Origin of the sequence: Agarivorans sp. 1_MG-2023, assembly GCF_030548385.1 — a bacterium.
In the GTDB taxonomy this organism is placed as follows: Bacteria; Pseudomonadota; Gammaproteobacteria; order Enterobacterales; family Celerinatantimonadaceae; genus Agarivorans.
On record NZ_JAUOSJ010000006.1, the window covers coordinates 274,703 to 292,626 of the forward strand.

General features: G+C 42.7%; 19 protein-coding genes and 1 riboswitch. Of the genes, 9 read left to right on the forward strand and 10 right to left on the reverse strand.

Going from position 1 to position 17,924, the window contains the following annotated elements; all coding sequences use genetic code 11:
* The first annotated feature begins 136 nt into the window (after nucleotides 1-136).
* Nucleotides 137-853, forward strand: a complete 717-nt coding sequence (gene fadR / locus Q4592_RS11410) for a fatty acid metabolism transcriptional regulator FadR (RefSeq protein ID WP_303513011.1) — start codon at nucleotides 137-139, stop codon at nucleotides 851-853.
* Between the two features lie 80 nt (nucleotides 854-933).
* On the opposite strand, the gene Q4592_RS11415 is transcribed toward fadR, so the two are convergent.
* The 3 genes from Q4592_RS11415 to yciH all read right to left on the reverse strand — a co-directional run bounded on the left by Q4592_RS11415 (nucleotide 934) and on the right by yciH (nucleotide 2,469).
* Nucleotides 934-1,293, reverse strand: coding sequence for a glutaredoxin (locus Q4592_RS11415; RefSeq protein WP_303513013.1), 360 nt, complete (start codon nucleotides 1,291-1,293; stop codon nucleotides 934-936).
* A gap of 66 nt (nucleotides 1,294-1,359) precedes the next feature.
* Nucleotides 1,360-1,914: a TMEM165/GDT1 family protein gene (locus Q4592_RS11420; RefSeq protein WP_303513016.1), complete on the reverse strand. Its 555-nt coding sequence runs from the start codon at nucleotides 1,912-1,914 to the stop codon at nucleotides 1,360-1,362.
* Nucleotides 1,915-1,929: 15 nt separating this feature from the next.
* Nucleotides 1,930-2,092: riboswitch (yybP-ykoY riboswitch) on the reverse strand.
* 44 nt (nucleotides 2,093-2,136) lie between these two features.
* The gene (gene yciH, locus Q4592_RS11425) at nucleotides 2,137-2,469 is read right to left on the reverse strand and encodes a stress response translation initiation inhibitor YciH (protein WP_303513017.1); all 333 of its coding nucleotides are present in this window, start codon (nucleotides 2,467-2,469) and stop codon (nucleotides 2,137-2,139) included.
* Between the two features lie 199 nt (nucleotides 2,470-2,668).
* On the opposite strand from yciH, the gene Q4592_RS11430 reads away from it, so the two are divergent.
* Genes Q4592_RS11430 through Q4592_RS11440 form a run of 3 tightly spaced genes read left to right on the forward strand, consistent with a single transcriptional unit; the run spans nucleotide 2,669 to nucleotide 5,374 of the window.
* On the forward strand, nucleotides 2,669-2,896 hold the full coding sequence (locus Q4592_RS11430) for a FeoA family protein (RefSeq protein ID WP_137674693.1): 228 nt from the start codon (nucleotides 2,669-2,671) through the stop codon (nucleotides 2,894-2,896).
* Nucleotides 2,893-5,151, forward strand: a complete 2,259-nt coding sequence (gene feoB / locus Q4592_RS11435) for a Fe(2+) transporter permease subunit FeoB (protein WP_303513019.1) — start codon at nucleotides 2,893-2,895, stop codon at nucleotides 5,149-5,151. Before Q4592_RS11430 ends, feoB begins: the two co-directional genes overlap by 4 nt.
* Complete coding sequence (locus tag Q4592_RS11440; protein ID WP_303513021.1) at nucleotides 5,132-5,374, forward strand: FeoC-like transcriptional regulator; 243 nt, start codon at nucleotides 5,132-5,134, stop codon at nucleotides 5,372-5,374. The genes feoB and Q4592_RS11440 overlap by 20 nt, the downstream gene beginning before the upstream one ends.
* Before the next feature lie 95 nt (nucleotides 5,375-5,469).
* Here Q4592_RS11440 and Q4592_RS11445 read toward each other — a convergent pair whose 3' ends face one another.
* The 4 genes from Q4592_RS11445 to nagB form a co-directional block, all read right to left on the reverse strand.
* Nucleotides 5,470-7,011, reverse strand: coding sequence for an EAL domain-containing protein (locus tag Q4592_RS11445; protein WP_303513023.1), 1,542 nt, complete (start codon nucleotides 7,009-7,011; stop codon nucleotides 5,470-5,472).
* A 110-nt stretch (nucleotides 7,012-7,121) separates the two neighbouring features.
* Nucleotides 7,122-8,351: an ROK family protein gene (locus Q4592_RS11450; RefSeq protein WP_303513026.1), complete on the reverse strand. Its 1,230-nt coding sequence runs from the start codon at nucleotides 8,349-8,351 to the stop codon at nucleotides 7,122-7,124.
* A gap of 11 nt (nucleotides 8,352-8,362) precedes the next feature.
* A complete protein-coding gene (gene nagA, locus Q4592_RS11455; RefSeq protein ID WP_235836253.1) occupies nucleotides 8,363-9,499 on the reverse strand; it encodes an N-acetylglucosamine-6-phosphate deacetylase in 1,137 nt (378 codons plus the stop codon).
* Nucleotides 9,500-9,509: 10 nt separating this feature from the next.
* Nucleotides 9,510-10,307 (reverse strand): glucosamine-6-phosphate deaminase, encoded by a 798-nt coding sequence (nagB, locus tag Q4592_RS11460; RefSeq protein ID WP_137674698.1) that lies wholly within the window; start codon nucleotides 10,305-10,307, stop codon nucleotides 9,510-9,512.
* 286 nt (nucleotides 10,308-10,593) lie between these two features.
* Here nagB and nagE point away from each other — a divergent pair, with 286 nt between their 5' ends.
* Nucleotides 10,594-12,036 (forward strand): N-acetylglucosamine-specific PTS transporter subunit IIBC, encoded by a 1,443-nt coding sequence (gene nagE, locus Q4592_RS11465; RefSeq protein ID WP_137674699.1) that lies wholly within the window; start codon nucleotides 10,594-10,596, stop codon nucleotides 12,034-12,036.
* A gap of 100 nt (nucleotides 12,037-12,136) precedes the next feature.
* Here nagE and Q4592_RS11470 read toward each other — a convergent pair whose 3' ends face one another.
* Nucleotides 12,137-12,607 carry a CreA family protein gene (locus Q4592_RS11470; RefSeq protein WP_137674700.1) on the reverse strand — a complete coding sequence of 157 codons (471 nt, stop codon included), beginning with the start codon at nucleotides 12,605-12,607 and terminating at the stop codon, nucleotides 12,137-12,139.
* Nucleotides 12,608-12,779: 172 nt separating this feature from the next.
* Here Q4592_RS11470 and Q4592_RS11475 point away from each other — a divergent pair, with 172 nt between their 5' ends.
* The 3 genes from Q4592_RS11475 to Q4592_RS11485 all read left to right on the forward strand — a co-directional run bounded on the left by Q4592_RS11475 (nucleotide 12,780) and on the right by Q4592_RS11485 (nucleotide 14,780).
* Nucleotides 12,780-13,172 carry a cupin domain-containing protein gene (locus Q4592_RS11475; RefSeq protein ID WP_303513030.1) on the forward strand — a complete coding sequence of 131 codons (393 nt, stop codon included), beginning with the start codon at nucleotides 12,780-12,782 and terminating at the stop codon, nucleotides 13,170-13,172.
* Nucleotides 13,173-13,313: 141 nt separating this feature from the next.
* Entirely contained in the window at nucleotides 13,314-14,138 is an 825-nt protein-coding gene (locus tag Q4592_RS11480; RefSeq protein ID WP_303513032.1) for a helix-turn-helix transcriptional regulator, read from the forward strand.
* Nucleotides 14,139-14,222: 84 nt separating this feature from the next.
* Complete coding sequence (locus Q4592_RS11485) at nucleotides 14,223-14,780, forward strand: YbhB/YbcL family Raf kinase inhibitor-like protein (protein ID WP_303513034.1); 558 nt, start codon at nucleotides 14,223-14,225, stop codon at nucleotides 14,778-14,780.
* Nucleotides 14,781-14,848: 68 nt separating this feature from the next.
* Here the strand turns inward: Q4592_RS11485 and sigZ are convergent, their stop codons facing one another.
* Nucleotides 14,849-15,391: an RNA polymerase sigma factor SigZ gene (gene sigZ, locus Q4592_RS11490; protein WP_303513036.1), complete on the reverse strand. Its 543-nt coding sequence runs from the start codon at nucleotides 15,389-15,391 to the stop codon at nucleotides 14,849-14,851.
* Between the two features lie 98 nt (nucleotides 15,392-15,489).
* A complete protein-coding gene (locus Q4592_RS11495) occupies nucleotides 15,490-16,185 on the reverse strand; it encodes a glutathione S-transferase family protein (protein ID WP_303513039.1) in 696 nt (231 codons plus the stop codon).
* 385 nt (nucleotides 16,186-16,570) lie between these two features.
* Here Q4592_RS11495 and Q4592_RS11500 point away from each other — a divergent pair, with 385 nt between their 5' ends.
* A complete protein-coding gene (locus tag Q4592_RS11500; RefSeq protein WP_303513040.1) occupies nucleotides 16,571-17,521 on the forward strand; it encodes a hypothetical protein in 951 nt (316 codons plus the stop codon).
* The last annotated feature ends 403 nt before the right edge of the window (nucleotides 17,522-17,924 follow it).

The following is a 17,924-nucleotide window of genomic DNA, read 5'->3' on the forward strand; positions in this document are numbered from 1 at the left end:
AAAATTCTTCAAGTCATGATAAAAAATGTCAATAGTTTTTAAAAACTGTAGGTTAGAGCCCGTACCACTTGCTTTTGCTTTAGTTAATGGTTTGTTATTATCATTTCAATAAAAACTAAAATAGACTGAGTAAATAATGGTAATAAAAGCAAAAAGTCCAGCGGGATTCGCCGAACAGTACATCATCGAATCCATCTGGAATAACCGTTTTGCTCCTGGCACCATCCTCCCTGCCGAAAGAGAACTATCAGAGCTAATTGGCGTTACCCGCACCACATTACGTGAAGTCCTCCAGCGTTTGGCACGTGATGGTTGGTTAACTATTCAACATGGCAAACCCACTAAGGTAAATAACTTTTGGGAAACCGCTGGACTGAATATTCTCGAAACCTTAGCTAAACTAGACAGCGACGGCGTACCTGAACTTTTTGAACAGTTATTATCAGCAAGAACCAATATTAGTGTGATTTTTATTCGTGGTGCCTTAAAAAACAACCCGGAGAAAAGTCGCCAGTTAATTGAACAATACAAGCAATTAGAACAAACCGGTGAAGCTTACGCTGAGTTTGATTATCAAGTATTGCACGGCTTAGCTTTTGCCTCAGGTAATCCTTTATATGCCTTAATTTTAAATGGTTTCAGAGGCATGTACCGTAGTGTAGGTAAGTATTACTTTGACGATCCCGTATCGCGCCAATTAGTCGATAAGTTTTATGACGACTTGATCGCCTTAGCGGACTCAGGAGAGCACGATAATGCGCTTCAAGTGGTGCGTAATTACGGTATTGCAACCAGTGAGGTCTGGAAGCGATTAAGAGATGTTATGCCAAGTGACATTATGGAAATTGACTAGCCTAGAGCTTGCCAAGATCTTAGGTAAATAAAAAAGCTCCTTACAAAAGGAGCTTTTTTATTACTGAGCAAAGCTGTGGTTTACGCCACTTTTTGTTCTAAGTAACGAATAATGTCATTTGATTCGTAAAGCCATTTTACATTTTCGCCTTCGCTGATGCGCAAGCAAGGCACTTTTCGAGAACCGCCTTCGCTTACTAACTCATCAAGAAATTCTGGCTGGGCTTTAATATCACGTAATCCAATGTTGATGCCGTTGCGCTTCATTGCGCGTCTTACCTTTACGCAGAAGGGGCAAGCAGCCAATTGGTAAAGGTGTAAGCCTTGTAGTTTCTGATCAACTGCAGCTTGTTCATCAGGACTACGCTTTATCGATTTTGGCGAAAATACCGCGTTAAGTAACAAAATAACACGGCCTAAAATCCAACGAATCACTTTCATTTTTTACAACCCGAGTAACAATTTGCGGCAGAGTGTAACACAAACCGGCTAAAGCTTAAGCCTTGCTTAAAACAACAAGGTGCTTAAACCTAAGGCTAAAAATAGTATTGCTGTTAAGCGATGTATTAAGGTCATAGGCAGCTTGTCTACCCCTAGTTTACCGAGTAATACAACTGGGATATTTGCAATACACATACCAATGGTGGTTCCTGCTATTACCACCCATAAGGCGTCGTATTTAGCCGCTAAAATAACTGTAGCCACTTGGGTCTTGTCGCCAATTTCAGCAATAAAGAAAAGCACTAAGGACGCCATGAAAGGGCCATGTTTTAGCATCGCGCTGTCTAATTCGTCTACTTTATCGGGAATCAGCACCCAAATCGCCATGGCAATAAACGACAATCCTAGCAGCCAACGTAGCACATCAGGGTTTAACCAAGATTGCACCATTGCGCCAAACCAAGCGGCAGCAGCGTGATTCAGTAGGGTTGCGACAATAATTCCGGCAATAATGGGCAGTGGTTTACGAAATTTGCATGCGAGTAACAGAGCAAGTAACTGGGTTTTGTCGCCAATTTCGGCAATGGCAACAGCGGTGATGGAGGTAACAAGGGCTTCCATTAATATCTCTTAATGAGGCGAGCAAATAAACCAATGCACAAACGCCGCTCACCTCATAATAGCGTTAATGTGCAGTTGGTCTTGCCAGGCCTAACTAGGCTGCATTTACCATAGTGATTGTGCACTAAGTATGTTGATAAATGCCCCGCAACCAAAGTTACAGGCGGCTACTCCCCAAAAGCGCGCAGAAGATAGCGTGTAAGCACTGGTTAGTCAAAAGGTTTAGCCACCAATGCGTTTAGTTTTGTAATTACGCTGCTTCAACCATGCTTCAAGCTTGTCGCGTTGGTCACCTTGAATTTCAATCACATAATCTTTTACGCTACCACCAACGCCACAGTGTTTTTTCATTTCTTTGCATAGGCTTTTTAATTCTGATTCTTCTAGCCCAAAGCCACTTAAGCAGGTTACTCCTTTGCCTTTTCGGCCTTTGGTTTCACGACGTATTTTAACAAAACCATCGCTGTCTGGAATATCTTCAGCTATGTCTTCAGGTTCAATGCGGCCTTGGTCGGTGGAGTAAACAAGTTGCGATAGTTGGTCTTTGAATGACATCTTCAAGTTACCTTTGTTGAAATTGGCTAAATGGTAGCGCATTTAGTGAAAAGGTTTCAAAAATAACACCTAAAAATATCTCACAAAAATACCAAGCTATATAAACCTGCTTGATATAGATCAAAGTTATATAGTGATGAGTGTCGCACAATCAACTAAATGAAAATCATTTCTATTTAGAATTGTCGGGTGGGACTCTATGTCATTGGATGAAATAGTCGCAGGTCAAAAAGCAAAGGTGCTAAGTTTGCAAAACTTGCCACGCGCTAATCGAAAAAAGCTAATGTCGTTAGGCATATTACCTAATACAACCTTAACCATAGTTAGGCGCGCCCCCTTAGGTGATCCGATCCAGGTATCTGCCGCAGGCATTAACCTAGCCTTGAGTAATCTACAGGCAAAGGCGATTGAGGTGGAGTCAGTATGATTAAGCATAAAATTGCTACAGTAGGTAACCCGAATAGTGGCAAAAGTACCTTGTTTAATGCTTTGACGGGCAGTAAACAGAAAGTGGGTAACTTTAGTGGTATTACGGTTGATAAAAAGTCAGGCTGGATCCGCAAGGCCGATTGGCAATCTGAAGTGGTGGATCTCCCCGGCGTTTATAATATCGATCCTCAGTTAGACAATAGTTCTTTAGACGAGCGTATCGCTTGTGAGTTTTTACAGTCGGAACCTTTAGATCTAGTGATCAACGTGGTTGATGCCAGTGCAGTTGAACGTAGCTTATATTTGAGCATTCAACTTAAAGAACTGGGTTTACCGGTGGTGCTAGTACTAAACAAAATGGACACCGCTAAAGCAAAGCTGCTAAAAATTAAAGTACAGCAGTTTAGCGAACGCTTTAAGTTGCCGCTGGTGTGCCTGTCTGCTACCTCTAAAAAGCAGGTAGAAGATTTTAAAGATAATCTTCCCCAGATCATTGAGCAAGCCAAACAGAGTGAGCCTCTAGAGTTAGAATATTCAGCGCCCATCGAAGCATTTTCAACAAAATGGCAAGCAAAACTGGGCTTTAACAAAGGCCAAGTATTGCGCTTGATAGAGCAAGATCCTTGGCTGATTAAACAGCTTGAACCTCAGTTAGTGGCAGAGTTAGAGCAAGATTTTGTGCAATTTAACAAAATTGATGTTGATTTAGAGCTCGCCAATAGCCGCTACAACTTTATCTACCAACTTACCCAAAATTGTGTTGGCAAAAAGGGCCACTTAAACCGAGATTACACGGCGATGATTGATAGCTTGTTGCTTAATCGCTGGATTGGTATTCCTGCCTTTTTAGGCGTGATGTACCTAATGTTTATGTTTGCCATTAATGGTGGTGCGGTATTCATCGACTTTTTTGATATTACTGCTGGCACTATTTTTGTTGATGGTGTGGGTGAAGTGCTGAGTAATGTCGGCGCTCCCGAGTGGCTAACGGTAGTGTTAGCTAATGGCGTAGGCGTGGGCATTCAAACCGTTGCCACCTTTATTCCCGTTATTGCTTGTTTGTATTTATTCTTAGCGTTACTGGAAAGCTCAGGTTATCTGGCGCGAGCGGCTTTTGTGGTTGACCGCGCTATGCAGGTGATTGGTTTACCGGGTAAAGCATTTGTTCCGATGTTAATGGGTTTTGGCTGTACCGTGCCTGCCATTATGGCGACTCGAGTATTAGAAAAGCATCGCGAGCGGGTACTGACTTCAGCGATGAGCCCATTTATGTCTTGTGGTGCGCGCTTACCGGTTTACGCATTGTTTGTGGCAGCGTTTTTCCCAGAGCAAGGCCAGAACATGGTATTTGGTTTGTATCTCATTGGCATATTGGCTGCGATTATTACCGGCTTATTGCTTAAGTACACGCTGTTACCGGGTGCTGCGCAAGACTCGGTTCTTGAGTTGCCAGACTACCAGTTACCTACGGCTTTTGGCGTATTGCTATTAACCTGGCAAAAAGTGCGTGGCTTTGTGGTTGGCGCAGGCAAAACCATTGTATTAGTGGTCGCTATTCTTAGTGTATTAAACAGCATCGGAACGGGTGGCGAGTTAGACGCCGAAGGCCAAGAACATTCAATTTTGAGTCGTGCTAGCCAATTTGTTACACCAGTTTTTGGCCCAATGGGTATTGAGCAAGACAACTGGCCAGCAACGGTAGGTATTGTTACTGGCTTATTCGCTAAAGAAGCGGTAATTGGCACTTTAAACAGTTTGTATGCCGATGCCATTGAAGCAGACGAAGAGTGGACTTATCTAGGCCGTTTCCAAGAAGCTGGGCAAACCATTGTCGATAACTTTAATGACTTAAACTACGGTGACCCTTTAGGTATAGCGATTGAAGAAGCTGATAGCCTTGAAGCAGCAGCTGAAATGAACGAAGTTGATTTCAGCACTATGTCGCAGTTGGGCAAACACTTTACGCCTGAATCAGCCGTGTCGTTCATGTTATTCATTTTACTCTACATGCCTTGCGCAGCGGCAATGGGCGCATTGGTAAAAGAACTGGGTATGAAATGGGCGCGACTAATTGGCGTGTGGTCTACCTTACTAGCCTATAGCTCGGCCACTATTTACTACCAAGTGGCTACTTGGCAGCAAGCGCCAGTGTCTGCCAGCGTGTTGTTATTGGCAATGGTATTTATGTTGGCGGTTTGGGTACTATTTTTGAAACGTAAGCGGGCAGAGCATTTTGATATTACAAGCGCTTAAGGAATACATTGAAGCTAACCCTGGGGTTATGCTTAGCCAGGTAGCAAATCATTTCTCATTGAGTGATGACGCCGCGTTAGCGATGTTGCAGCCTTGGGTAAAACGCCATCGACTCCGCTTGGTTAAACTGGGCTCTTGTTCAGGTGGCTGTGGCTGCGGAGTGAGCGAAGATCAGTGGCAGCTATATTGGCAAAATGAAAGCCAAATAGGGGTTACGTGCTAAGCGGCGCAGTGGAAACATAGAGCAAAAAGGACAGTATATTTACTGTCCTTTTTTTGGTTTTGTTAGTGGGTAAATTTGCACTTAGGCTCTGTAAATTAGTCTGTAGAACCGTTCGATTGCGTGTACTTTTCAACAAACTGGCTAATAGGCATGGGCTTTCCAAACATCCAACCTTGGCCAAACTCTACATCTAAATCTTCTAATACTTTGCATTGCATTAAGTTTTCTACACCTTCGGCGATGACTTTTAAATCAGATTTCTTGGCAATTTCCACCATGTGCGGCACTAACGACGAGCGAATAGAGCCCGCCTCTAAATCGAATACAAAGCTCTTATCAATTTTTAGGTATTGGCAGCGGAAGTTTTTAAGCTGTTTAAGGTTTGAGTAGCCGGTGCCAAAATCATCAATCGCCACTTCAAAACCCTGTTGAATAATATGATTGATGTGTTGATTGGCGACTAAGCTGTCGAGTTGCAGATCTTCTGTTATCTCGAGAGTAATGCCTCCCTTAAACTGCTGTACTTCTGGCAAAGCTTGTAAATCTGCAATGTTGTTGTTTTCAACATCACAAGGGAAAATGTTAAAACTCACTTTCGTATCACTAGTTATTGCACCACTGGCTTGTAACTGACTCAGGGCATCTTTAATGATCATCAAAGTAAAAGGCCAGGTTAAGCGCAGTTTGCGTATTTCTGGAATAAACTCATCGGGCATTAATTTGCCGTGTTGATCTTCGAAACGGGTTAATACTTCTCCACCAATAATCCGTTTAGATTGAAGATCGACAAGAGGTTGAACATGGCAAACGAAGTGGCCTTTATTGATGCCTCGTCTTACGCGAGAGCCCATACTGCCATGGCGTTTGATTAGGGTATCAGAACTGATGCTTATCAAAATGCCAAAGGCTGCACTAAACAATAACGAAAAGATTAAAAAACCGAACTTACTTTTGATTAGGGTGAAGTTATACAAACTGAGGGCAATACAGAAATCGTAGGTCTGGCTACAACGATGAAAATAGTGATAGTTATCATCTACTTCTTCCATTTCATCTAGCTCTGCACGGCGAAACGTACCGGGTGTGCCTATTAAGTGGGTGTAGTGTTCATCTACTCGATTAACCACTTCCCATTGGTTATCACCGTATTCTAAGCTACTGAAGGTATTGTTAGCGATCACAACAGTAAAATCACCTTTACGGATGACCATGCCTGAATGCAGGTGATCAAATATAATCAATTGCTGATTTAACCATACGTCGAAGTCTAAGTTAGTGGTGTAACTTGGCGGGTCTAATTCTAAGGGAACCTCTAGTTCCCCTCCTGTAGTGGTACAAGCTAAGTGGTTATTTTGTACTAAACCTGCGTCTTTAATGTAATCACTGAGGAATACCGTTTGGCGCATTTTTAGTAAGGACGCTGGGCTACAGTCGTCAATATTTAAGTTAGCTAAGTCATCTAAGGATTGTATGGTGCTATAAAACACCGACTGGGTGAGGCTTAGAGTGTTATCCGCATGATAGCGTTGTGACTGGCTGATGTCGTGCGAAAGAAATTGTAGAGAAATGACGGTCATTAATGCACATGACAATAGCCCCGCAGTAACGATAAGTATTTGTTGTGTAAAAACTCGCATAAGCTAACATCCATGTACCTTAGTCGTCATAATTAAAGCACAAAAAGTTAATCTAAACCTAGTGCTTGGCGCGGTGTATTACGCTTATTTTTTAAAATCTTAGCCTTAAATTACTGTTCGATTTGCTGCGCTTTTTCGTTAATTAAGCGAATCAGCAAGCTCCCATTAAGTAGGGCGCGTTTTACTAAGGCTAATCCGCCCATAGTTGGGTTGTTTTGAAAGTGTGCCGCTTCAATCGGTAAGTCTTCAGCAAACGAGCTTAGGGCTTGATGTTCAATACACTGTTTAATGGTGGGTAATAAGATATTTTGTGCCGCCATTATTTCTCCCGCTAGAATGATTTTTTGCGGGTGAAATAAGTTAATAGTAATGGCGATGCTATTGCCGAGCATTTTACCTACACGATGCAATACTTGGTGGCACAACATGTCACCTTGGTTGGCAGCTGCGCAGACATCTTCAATGTTAAAGTCACCCTGTAAAATAGACGGGCAGCCTTGGCTAATCAGGGTTTTTAATCGCTCTACAATCGCGGTATTAGAGACAATGGTTTCTAGGCAACCTACATTGCCACATTGGCATTTGTCGCCCAGAGGATCGACCTGAATATGACCTATTTCACCCACATCTCGATTCTGGCTCATAAATACTTGGCCATTCACGATAATGCCTGCACCAGTGCCGCTATGCACACTGATCAAAATGGAATCGAGCACATCCTTAGTTGCACCAAAGTAATGCTCAGCTAGTGCCATCGCGCGGGTATCGTTTCCTACATAAGCTGGCAACGAGAATCGCGCTTCTATTAGGCTGGCTAGCGGGCAATCTCGTAACTGATAGTGAGGAGTGTATACCACTGTGCCTTCGCCTGGGTTCACTAAACCAGACAAGGTAACCGCAACCGCAATAAGATTTTGTGAAGCTTCAAGGTGCTGCTGAATAAAGCTATCGATATTGTTGAGCAGGGTGTTTACTAGGGCGTCTTGTTCCACCTCTGGCACATCAAGATTGCTGTGAGCATGAGATATTCCGCTTAAATCAAACAGCGAAATGTCCATGGTCCCACGGCCTAATCGCACCGAAATAAAGTAGTAATGGCTTTGCTCGGTCATTAAGGAAATAGCCCGGCGTCCTCCGGTAGAGGCTTGCTGGGCAACTTCTTTAATTAAACCGGTAGCTAATAGCTGGCGGGTGATTTTGGTCACGCTAGCAGGTGCCAATTGGCTTTGCTCTGCTACTTTTACGCGAGAGATCGGACCTAATTGGTCAATCATCCCATACACCGCCGCGGTGTTTACCTGTTTAACTTTATCTACGTTTACGATTAATTTGTCATTCATGCTTTGCTTGCTTAAAACTGAGTAAGTTGGCCGTCGCTAATACAGAGCGTGACATTAAAATCTTGGTCGAAGGCCGTTAAGTTGGCAGTGTAACCTGCTTTAATTCGACCAAAGTCCTTGTCTCTATTGATGGCGGTTGCTGGGTACAAAGAGGCCATTCTTAGGCTGTCGCGCATAGATAAACCTACTGATTGTACGCAGTTTTTTACTGCTTGAATCATGGTTAAAGCAGAGCCGCCGAGTGTACCATCATCACCAAAGCAAATCCCATCCTGTACTGTGATCTTTCGCCCAACAAAATCAAAGCTAGTGATATCGGCACCTGCAGCAGCGGTGGCGTCGGTCACTAAACACAGTTTGTGGCGTAATAATCGTTTAGCTATTCTCACATTGGCATCGTCTACATGGTGGCCATCGACAATGATCCCAGCAAACAGGTTGTGATCAAAAATCGCGCCTACCACACCTGGTTCACGCCCGGTCATTGGACTCATGGCATTAAACAGATGGGTTGCAAAACCAGCGCCCGCATTAATGGCTTCGCTAGCTTGTTGGTAATTGGCATTGGTGTGGCCAAGAGACACTAAAATACCGGCTTCTTTAAGCGCGGCTATAGTACTTAGCTCAACATGCTCTGGTGCCAGAGTGACTTTTTTAATGGCATCGCTGTTGTCTAACAAAAAACGCAAACGCTGTTGGTTTAGTTGTCTAATCAGTGCTTCGCTGTGAATGCCTTTTTTATCTACGCTAAGGTAGGGGCCTTCTAGGTGTAATCCTAGGTTAACCGAGCCATGGCTGCGTTGGTGAGCTCGTGATACCTCAACGGCTTGCTGCATCTCTTCGTCATCGGTAGTGATGAGGGTTGGCATGAAGTTAGTGGTGCCGCTTTTAATATTAGACTGATGCATAATCTCTAAATTGCGGGTACTAAAGTCGCCATTTAGCATCACACCGCCACAACCGTTTAGTTGCAGATCTACAAAACCCGCACTTAGCACTGAACCATTTAGGTCAATGCTTCTTATTTGTGGCGATACTTGCTGGTTAGGAACCACCGATGTGATGTGGCCATTTTCAATCAGTACTGAATAGCCGTTTAACAATTCACTACCATCAAAAACCAGGGCATTGGTAAGGGCGTATATCATTCCGTTGTTCCTAAATATTCTTTATATTGTTGGCTTCAAGCTCTTGAAAGTAGCGTACTGTTTTTACTTTCAATTCCATGGTCGAAGGTTCGTCGCATACTATCATTCCTTTGGGATGCAGTTGTAGCGCGGAAATGGTCCATAAATGATTTACGCTGCCTTCTACTGCTGCCTGTAGGGCTTGTGCTTTGTTATGTCCGGTCACTAATATTAAAATCTCTTCCGCATCAAGAAGGGTGCCTACGCCAACCGTAAGTGCTAAACGCGGTACTTCATCAATGTTGTTGAAGAAGCGCGAATTAACCATACGCGTATCTTCGGTAAGGGTTTTTACTCGTGTGCGCGACGCCAGTGAAGAGGCGGGTTCGTTAAATGCGATGTGGCCATCTACACCAACACCACCCATAAACAAGTTTATTTTCCCATAGTGCCTAATTTTGGCTTCGTAATTGGCGCACTCTGCTTCCAAATCTTCGGCATTACCGTCAAGTAAATTAATGTTTTCTGGCTTGATGTCTATATGTGAGAAGAAGTTGTTGTGCATAAAGCTGTAGTAGCTTTCAGGGTGGTCACTTGGAATACCAACATATTCATCCATGTTAAAAGTAACCACATGCTCAAAGCTCACCATGCCTTGTTTGTGCAGCTCAATAAGATGTTTATAGGTGGTTAGGGGAGTTCCGCCGGTTGGGCACCCCAATACAAAGGGTTTATCTTCGCTAGGATTAAACGACTTAATTTTCTCTGCGATATAAAGTGCAGACCAGCGTCCTACTTGTTCTTTGTCGAGTAAAGGTATGAGTCTCATCGGTATTCTCCACGTAATTTTAAATTAGCTTAGCAGTTTAATTTTAGTCGCGAAATAAGATTTGGATAAAATGTGACTAAAAGCGACATAAAAGCAATTTATGAATGTTTCGATCACACTTTTGGAAGGCTTTATTTGCGAAGGAAATTTAATTATTTACACTGCGAATTAAGTTCTTGGTGGAACATTAAACGAAACACGCTGTGAATTTGAACACCAAGGTCGAGTTGGCAGATGCCGCTGATAAATTTGAATTTGGTTAATAATAGCCATAAAGAGGGACACTATGTTTAGCTATTTACAGAAGATTGGTCGCGCCTTAATGGTACCGGTAGCGGTACTACCCGCAGCCGCTATTTTAATGGGCATAGGTTACTGGATTGACCCAAACGGCTGGGGTGGCAATAGTGCACTGGCGGCTTTTTTAATTAAGTCTGGTGCGGCCATTATCGACAACATGTCGGTACTGTTTGCCATTGGTATTGCCTACGGCATGTCTCGGGATAAAGACGGCGCCGCGGCCTTAGCAGGCTTTGTTGGCTACATGGTGGTTACTACTTTGCTGTCGCCGGGTGCGGTAGAGCAAATTGGTTTAGTGGTACTAAACGATTCTAGCACCTTGGCGTTTTCAAAAATTGAAAACCAGTTTGTAGGTATTATTAGCGGGATTATGGCGGCTGAGTTATACAACCGTTTCTACCAAGTAGAATTGCATAAAGCTTTATCGTTTTTTAGTGGAAAGCGTTTAGTGCCTATTCTTACGTCGGTGGCCGGTATTGGTGTTGCCTTTGTATTAATGTACTTGTGGCCAATTATTTTTGGTGGCTTGGTTCACTTTGGCGAAAGCATTACTGGCTTAGGGTCGGTTGGTGCGGGTATCTATGGTTTCTTCAACCGCTTGCTTATTCCTGTTGGTTTACACCACGCACTCAATGCTGTGTTCTGGTTTGATATGGCTGGTATTAACGACCTTGGTAAGTTTTTGAGTGTATCGGCTGACGCCGTACCGGGTGAAACTGGGCGTTACATGGCGGGTTTCTTCCCTGTGATGATGTTTGGTTTACCTGGCGCAGCCTTAGCTATTTACCACACCGCTAAAGCAGAAAACAAATCTAAAGTTGCCTCAATCATGATTGCTGCAGCAACGGCGTCTTTCTTTACTGGTGTTACCGAGCCTTTAGAGTTCGCCTTCATGTTTGTAGCGCCTGTTCTATATGTAGTACATGCCTTACTCACCGGTATTTCAGTATTTATTGCGGCGTCTATGCAGTGGATGGCAGGCTTTGGCTTTAGTGCTGGTTTGGTTGATATGGTGTTGTCGTCACGTAACCCATTAGCCACTAATTGGTACATGCTAATCCCACAAGGTTTAGTGTTCTTTGCAGTTTACTACTTCGTGTTTAAAACCATGATTATTAAAATGAACCTTAAAACACCAGGTCGTGAAGACGCTGACGAAGGTGAAGAAACCTTAAGTGTTGGCGGCAGCCATGCAGAAACTGCTGGTTTAGTGTTAACAATGTTAGGCGGAACAGACAACGTAGTACTTGTAGACAACTGTGCTACACGCCTTCGTTTAGAAGTAAAAGACAGCGACCGTGTTGATGTAAGCGGGCTTAAAAAACATGTACCTGGTGTGATTGTTCCAAGTAAAACGGCAATACAGGTAGTGATTGGTCCACACGTAGAATTTGTAGCCAACGAGCTAAAAATACTCGCCGCCAAGTAGGGTATTAAAGAAAGAATAACGCTCTGTAACTGTCGTTATAACTGTACTGTTTGGCCCTCTGGAAGAGGGCCTTTTTTATATCTGTTATTTGTTTAACAACTTATTGAGTCGCTTCTATCTGCGAGCTGTAAGCTTGAGTTCCCCACAGAGGTACTGTAGACAAGCTATGTTTGTAACTGCCCGAGGTTTCTTTAGTGGAATAAGATAGATACATTAAGGTTTGCGATTCAGCATCGTAAATTCGGCGTATTTTAAGTGACTTAAAGAGTATGCTTTTCGACTTTTTAAACACCACTTCTCCCGATTTCGATTTATCGATGCTAGTAATCATAGCCGACGTAATTTCACCCGTTTGGCGGCAAGAAATAGACATATCACTGGGGTCGGCAAAATCTAAGTCAGCTTCTACATTGGCAATATGACAAGTTACTCCGCTAACAATGGGATCTTTAAGCACGCTAATTTTAATATCTTTAGTGGTTAGTAAGCCTAGAGAGACATCGGCAACTTCATTGCTATCACAAGCAACCAACAGGCTACTGGCAAGGAGCAGGGCGAGGGCATTTTTCATTATAAGTTTCTCTAAATAAGTGACTAATTGTTTAGGTCTTTGGTCTACGCTACTGGTCTTAAAGGTAATTATCAATTAGCGTGAGTAAATTAATTCTAAACTTTAATTCGGTTCTTGCTAACGTATGGCGCGTCGCGATTTAACAGCCAAGTGGTATTAAGAGGATAGTAGAATGAGCAAAGCAACGGTTATTGCCTTAAACCAACAGTTCGAGCATTTGCAATTTGTGGGTAACCGCACACCAGATTCTAGCGAGGCTGAATTAGCGGGAGCGTTTAGAGAACTGTGCCTCTACCGAAACGGTGCAATTTATATTGGGCATTATGCGGGTAGCAGCGAGTGGGAACGACACAGCCAAGGTGACGAGATTGTGCAGGTGATTGAAGGGGCAACAAATCTGATTTTATTAACGAAAGACGGTGAAACAAGCTTAAGCCTTAATGCCGGTGAGTTAATGGTTGTACCGCAAAATACATGGCATCGCTTTGAAACACCAAAAGGTGTGAAGGTAATGACCGTAACGCCGCAACCCACGGATCACCAAGTTGATACGCCAAGCTTTTAACGGGTAATTTTTAACGGCAAGCATATAACCGTAAGCAGTAATAAGCGTGCTTTAAGCCCTTGGTTGCAGCTAGGTCGTTTTAATCGAAATAGCGCAAATAAGCCTGCTAGCAAACACTTATTAACATTAAATGAATGAGACATGGAAAAGTTACTGGTTAGTATTCAAAAAGCAGTGAGCCAAATGGACGTAAAGGAATTGCCATTTTCAGTTTACTCTTCGGTTCACGAGCAAATGTTGCTTAATGTACCCATCTCGAAACCCTTATTAATTGTGGTGATCAATGGCAATAAACAACTGGGCGAAAATGCTTCAATAGCATGTCCTAGTGACCACTTCATTTTTTTAAGTGACAGCCCCGCCATTAATATGCGAAACATTCCTAAGAGTAACTCTTATTTTGCATTGTTGATTGAGTTTGATTACCAAGACTTTAACGATTTACCCAGCAACGTTGCAGCGGCTAGCGAGGTAAAGCCTGATTATTTTGTGGCTAAAACCAACGCTGTTTTAAAACAGTGTTTACAGCAATTTGTAGAATGCAGCTTGTGGGCGCCTAAAACGCTTCAAAGCTCAAGAAAGAGAGAAATACTAAGCTTGCTTTATTCGCTTGGGCATCGGCAAATCATCACGATGATGGGCAAGCCTAAAGTTAGCCATCGCTTGCACGACCTATTTCGCGATAAACATTTCAATGACTTATCAATCGCAACTATCTGCGAGCACCTTGCAATGAGCGAATCTACCTTACGCCGAAAGTTAAACGCAGAAGGAACCAGCGTACAAGAAGTGAAAGACCGAGCGCGGCTGGGACTTGGCTTACATTTGTTGCAAACGAGTGATGAACCCATCGGTTTAATTGCTGAGAAATGCGGTTATCATTCCCCCTCGCGATTTACCGACCGCTTTAAAAGCCACTTTGGTTTAACCCCTTCCGAACTAAGAAAAACCAGAATGACCGAATAAGGCGAATACTTGGGGGTTTAAGGGCTAATTACGCTTAAGCGTGCACGCTAGCATAGTGACTCGTTGATTAAACAAGGATCTATCATGCGTTTGTTACCTGTTTGCTGTATTACTTTTTCACTATTTGGCACTTTACCCGCTGTAGCCAACACCTTCACCTTAACCAGTACAGATATTGCTCAAGGTGCAACAATGAATAAGCAACAAGAGTTCACGGGTTTTGGCTGCTCTGGTGCTAATGTTTCGCCGCAACTTAGCTGGCTTAATCCTCCGGCTGGCACTAAAAGCTTTGCCATTACGGTATACGACCCGGATGCACCTACTGGCAGCGGTTGGTGGCATTGGCAAGTGGTAAATATCCCTGCAAGCATAAACGCTCTCGCCTCCGATGCGGGGAATGTAGAAGGGAAAAATTTGCCTATGGGTAGTGAAATGGTGGGTAATGATTATGGCTACAAAGGCTTTGGCGGCGCTTGCCCGCCACAAGGGCATGGTGTTCATCACTACCAATTTACCGTACATGCGTTGTCGGTAGAGAAGCTTGATTTACCACAAGATGCATCTGGTGCGTTGGCAGGGTATATGATCAATGCCAATACCATTGCATCGAGTACCCTAGAAGCTTTATATAAACGCGACTAATACCCACTAGCGGGTAGTGTGGTAAACCTTGGCGTAATAGCTTGGGTTTATTGCATTAGCTAACGCTTTTAGCAGCTTTTACAGCCTGGTTTCTTGGGATCAAATTCAACCAATCGGCCCTCTGCATCTATCGAAAACTGACAGCAAGATTGAAACAGTTGTAATACTTTCTCACGGCTTTTTTGTACGCGCGATTTTAATGTTGAATACTTAATCTGGTGTCGTGCTGCGTAGTCTTTCTGGCCCATGCCTTCTAGTTCAATACTCACCAACATGTCTGCCTCGTCACTGGGTAAGGCATGAATAAAAGGCGAGATACAGCTAGCCAGTTGTTGGTGCACACTTTCATCCGCCTCGGTATACCAAAGCTCATTGTTTTCAAGCTTATCGGCTTGGCCGCGCTGGCGGTAAAAATCAATGATGCTGCGATTGGCAACTTGAAATAACCACGATTTTACCTTGCTATGATCTTGTAGCTGGCTAAAGTTTTGATAGGTTTTAATTAAGATTTCTTGCAGAAGATCGTCCACATCGGCAGGGTTAGAAACATTAGCGTGTAAAAACGCTTTTAGGCTTTGTCGATATTGGTGCCACACCTGTTCAATCTTCATGTAATTGCTCTGCCGTTTATAGAAATCACTAAACCCTCAGCATGCAGTATACAAACTGAGGGTTGTTTTCTTAAGTGTAATTACACTTGCTAACTAGACTAACCGCAGCAAGAGCTTGTGCCACATGCCACTTTCTCTTCAGCGTCATTACCACCCAAGTAAGTATTGGTAAGGTAGAAGTCTGTGAACAAGGCTTCAAAATCGTCTGAAACAGTTTTATCAGCAAGGCCAGTGGCTAACACATTGTTTTGCCAAGCTTGCGTTTTAGGCAGGCCACATAAAAAGTCGAAGCCAGTATGTTGCTTAACAATGTTAGCGCGATGTAATAGTGGTAACCATGCAATATCTACATTGCTCTGCTGGTTAGACTTAAAGAACATAGTCGTGCCAGATAGCTGCGCTTCTACTTTTACAAAGGCTTTAAACAGCTTTTCAGTACGCTCTTCAAAGGTGGCTTTATCTTTACTGCTCATAGTGCCGCATTGCGCTAAGTAATGTTTAGAACCTAAGTAACTCCATGCTCTGTCCATGGCGCGCTGTTCGTTGGTTACGTCTGCTTCTATTGGACCAAACTCATCTTCGATGTATTCAATAATCGCGTCAGACTCAAACAAAGCAGTGTTGTTTTCGGTAATCAATACCGGCACTTGGCCATTTGGCGACATGTCTAAAAACCACTGAGGTTTGTCTTTTAAACTAATGTATTCAATCTCGTAAGGAATTTTTTTAGTTTCTAAAGCGGCGGTTACGCGTTGAACAAATGGGCAAATTTTAAAGCTAACAATCTTAATCATGATGGTCTCATTGTATTAGTGAATTACCTATAAGACGAACCAGATAAGAAAAAGACGAAACTAATTTTAAAAAGTTTTGTGGCATAGATAAATGAAGGAGCGAGCGAGGGAGATATCAGATACTAAGCTTGCGGGTGCTGTGTGATTCAGCCCGATATTGGATTGCTGCTTTCTTGATAGTCCTCCCGTTCAAGCAACTTTCATTAGGCTAGTGAACAGCAATTCTCCGGTGATTATATACAGGTAAACGGCCATTCCTCCTTTCCACAAGTGCTTGCTTCTTTTCTGCTGATGTTTTTGTTGATTGTTGTCTTAGGTCGCTGATGATAAGAGGGAAAAGTGGTAATCTTCATTTTATTAAATGCGTGAAAAGAGGAAAAATGCCTTGTTTAAACAAGGCATTTTTCCTCTTAATAAGCTGTTATGGCGCAAAGGAGTTCTGCCAACCATGAGTGATATCTGGAAAAATTTAATAATTGCTGTAATTAGTTTCCTGCTAGCATTTATTGGTCAGTATTATTACTATCAAGACCAATTAGAAATTAAACAGTTAGATGTGCATAAAGAGTTTGAACCTAACTTTATAGCAAAGCCAAAATTTCCTGATGACAAAATAGAGTTCAAAATTAACGGAAATGAGAAGGAAAAAGTTGGAAAATTCAATATTTCTATTGTTAATTACTCTACGAAAGGGTTCCAAGATCTCCCTATTAAAATAAAAATATCGCCCAAAAGTAAAGATGACTTTAAAGTCGTTGCGTATTCAGTCGTTGGAGAGAAGGAAATTTCTGACCTAGTTAACGAAGATAAGAAAATGTCTTTTGACGGAGAATCATATAATTTTAGTTTTATCGCAGCAGCTATTAATAGAGAGCGTAAAAGTAATTACTCTATGCAACTTAGGATACTGTTTGAAGGCACTGAAGAGCCAAAAGTAGACGTTGTTGCAAAAGGTGTTGGAACTAGAGATTACGATATAGACCACAGCCCAAATCAAAAAGATATTACATGGAAGGCTTCTTGGCTGGCTATCGGTTTATTCATATTAGGGTTGCTGTGTGTATTCATTGTTACTTGGCTTGTTCTAGGGCCGCTGATTTCTATTACGACTCAAAAGTGGGAAGTGAAAAATAATAAAAGATATGCATCTCAAATAATTGAAGCTCTCGAAACTGAAAATTTGCATCCTGAACTAGATGACGCTCAACTTCGAGATTATGTCGCTAAGATGCTTTATACAAGACAATTGATTTGGTGGAACAATCAATCACCATTAAGAAAATGGAGTGTAGGCTTAGTATCCCCCAAACCCGATGATTACTATGTAGCGCCATAACAAGTCGTTTAAAAGGACAAAAAATGTTGGCTTTACCCTTCGTCGCTAATTTTAGCCAACAATTTTTTGCCTCTTAACGAGGCGTTGATATGATCCTCGCTGTCAACACGCACAAGTCTATTCCTACCGATTAACATCGGCATAGAAAACCTGAATGAGAGACCTTTAGCAAGTAAGTGTCGGCGGTTGACCTTGCTGATATTCGCGAGTTGGTTATCGCATTACTTGTTTGCGCCCTTGGAGCCTTGCCTCAGTCTATGCGCGCGAATTTACATTGCTTAACGCCCTCGAGGATTGCTCTCACCGCTGCCGCCGGTCTTACTCATTCAAGTTGTTTTACACTTTTAGCTTCTTTCTATTTCTACCCTATATGTTGGCTCTTTGGGTCAAAGCGTTGGGCTAT

Bases quoted from the DNA above. Each gene is read 5' to 3' on its own strand.
- fadR (WP_303513011.1), top strand. From the start codon at position 137: ATGGTAATAAAAGCAAAAAGTCCAGCGGGATTCGCCGAACAGTACATC.
- Q4592_RS11415 (WP_303513013.1), bottom strand. From the start codon at position 1,293: ATGAAAGTGATTCGTTGGATTTTAGGCCGTGTTATTTTGTTACTTAAC.
- Q4592_RS11420 (WP_303513016.1), bottom strand. From the start codon at position 1,914: ATGGAAGCCCTTGTTACCTCCATCACCGCTGTTGCCATTGCCGAAATT.
- yciH (WP_303513017.1), bottom strand. From the start codon at position 2,469: ATGTCATTCAAAGACCAACTATCGCAACTTGTTTACTCCACCGACCAA.
- Q4592_RS11430 (WP_137674693.1), top strand. From the start codon at position 2,669: ATGTCATTGGATGAAATAGTCGCAGGTCAAAAAGCAAAGGTGCTAAGT.
- feoB (WP_303513019.1), top strand. From the start codon at position 2,893: ATGATTAAGCATAAAATTGCTACAGTAGGTAACCCGAATAGTGGCAAA.
- Q4592_RS11445 (WP_303513023.1), bottom strand. From the start codon at position 7,011: ATGCGAGTTTTTACACAACAAATACTTATCGTTACTGCGGGGCTATTG.
- Q4592_RS11450 (WP_303513026.1), bottom strand. From the start codon at position 8,351: ATGAATGACAAATTAATCGTAAACGTAGATAAAGTTAAACAGGTAAAC.
- nagA (WP_235836253.1), bottom strand. From the start codon at position 9,499: ATGATATACGCCCTTACCAATGCCCTGGTTTTTGATGGTAGTGAATTG.
- nagB (WP_137674698.1), bottom strand. From the start codon at position 10,307: ATGAGACTCATACCTTTACTCGACAAAGAACAAGTAGGACGCTGGTCT.
- nagE (WP_137674699.1), top strand. From the start codon at position 10,594: ATGTTTAGCTATTTACAGAAGATTGGTCGCGCCTTAATGGTACCGGTA.
- Q4592_RS11470 (WP_137674700.1), bottom strand. From the start codon at position 12,607: ATGAAAAATGCCCTCGCCCTGCTCCTTGCCAGTAGCCTGTTGGTTGCT.
- Q4592_RS11475 (WP_303513030.1), top strand. From the start codon at position 12,780: ATGAGCAAAGCAACGGTTATTGCCTTAAACCAACAGTTCGAGCATTTG.
- Q4592_RS11480 (WP_303513032.1), top strand. From the start codon at position 13,314: ATGGAAAAGTTACTGGTTAGTATTCAAAAAGCAGTGAGCCAAATGGAC.
- Q4592_RS11485 (WP_303513034.1), top strand. From the start codon at position 14,223: ATGCGTTTGTTACCTGTTTGCTGTATTACTTTTTCACTATTTGGCACT.
- sigZ (WP_303513036.1), bottom strand. From the start codon at position 15,391: ATGAAGATTGAACAGGTGTGGCACCAATATCGACAAAGCCTAAAAGCG.
- Q4592_RS11495 (WP_303513039.1), bottom strand. From the start codon at position 16,185: ATGATTAAGATTGTTAGCTTTAAAATTTGCCCATTTGTTCAACGCGTA.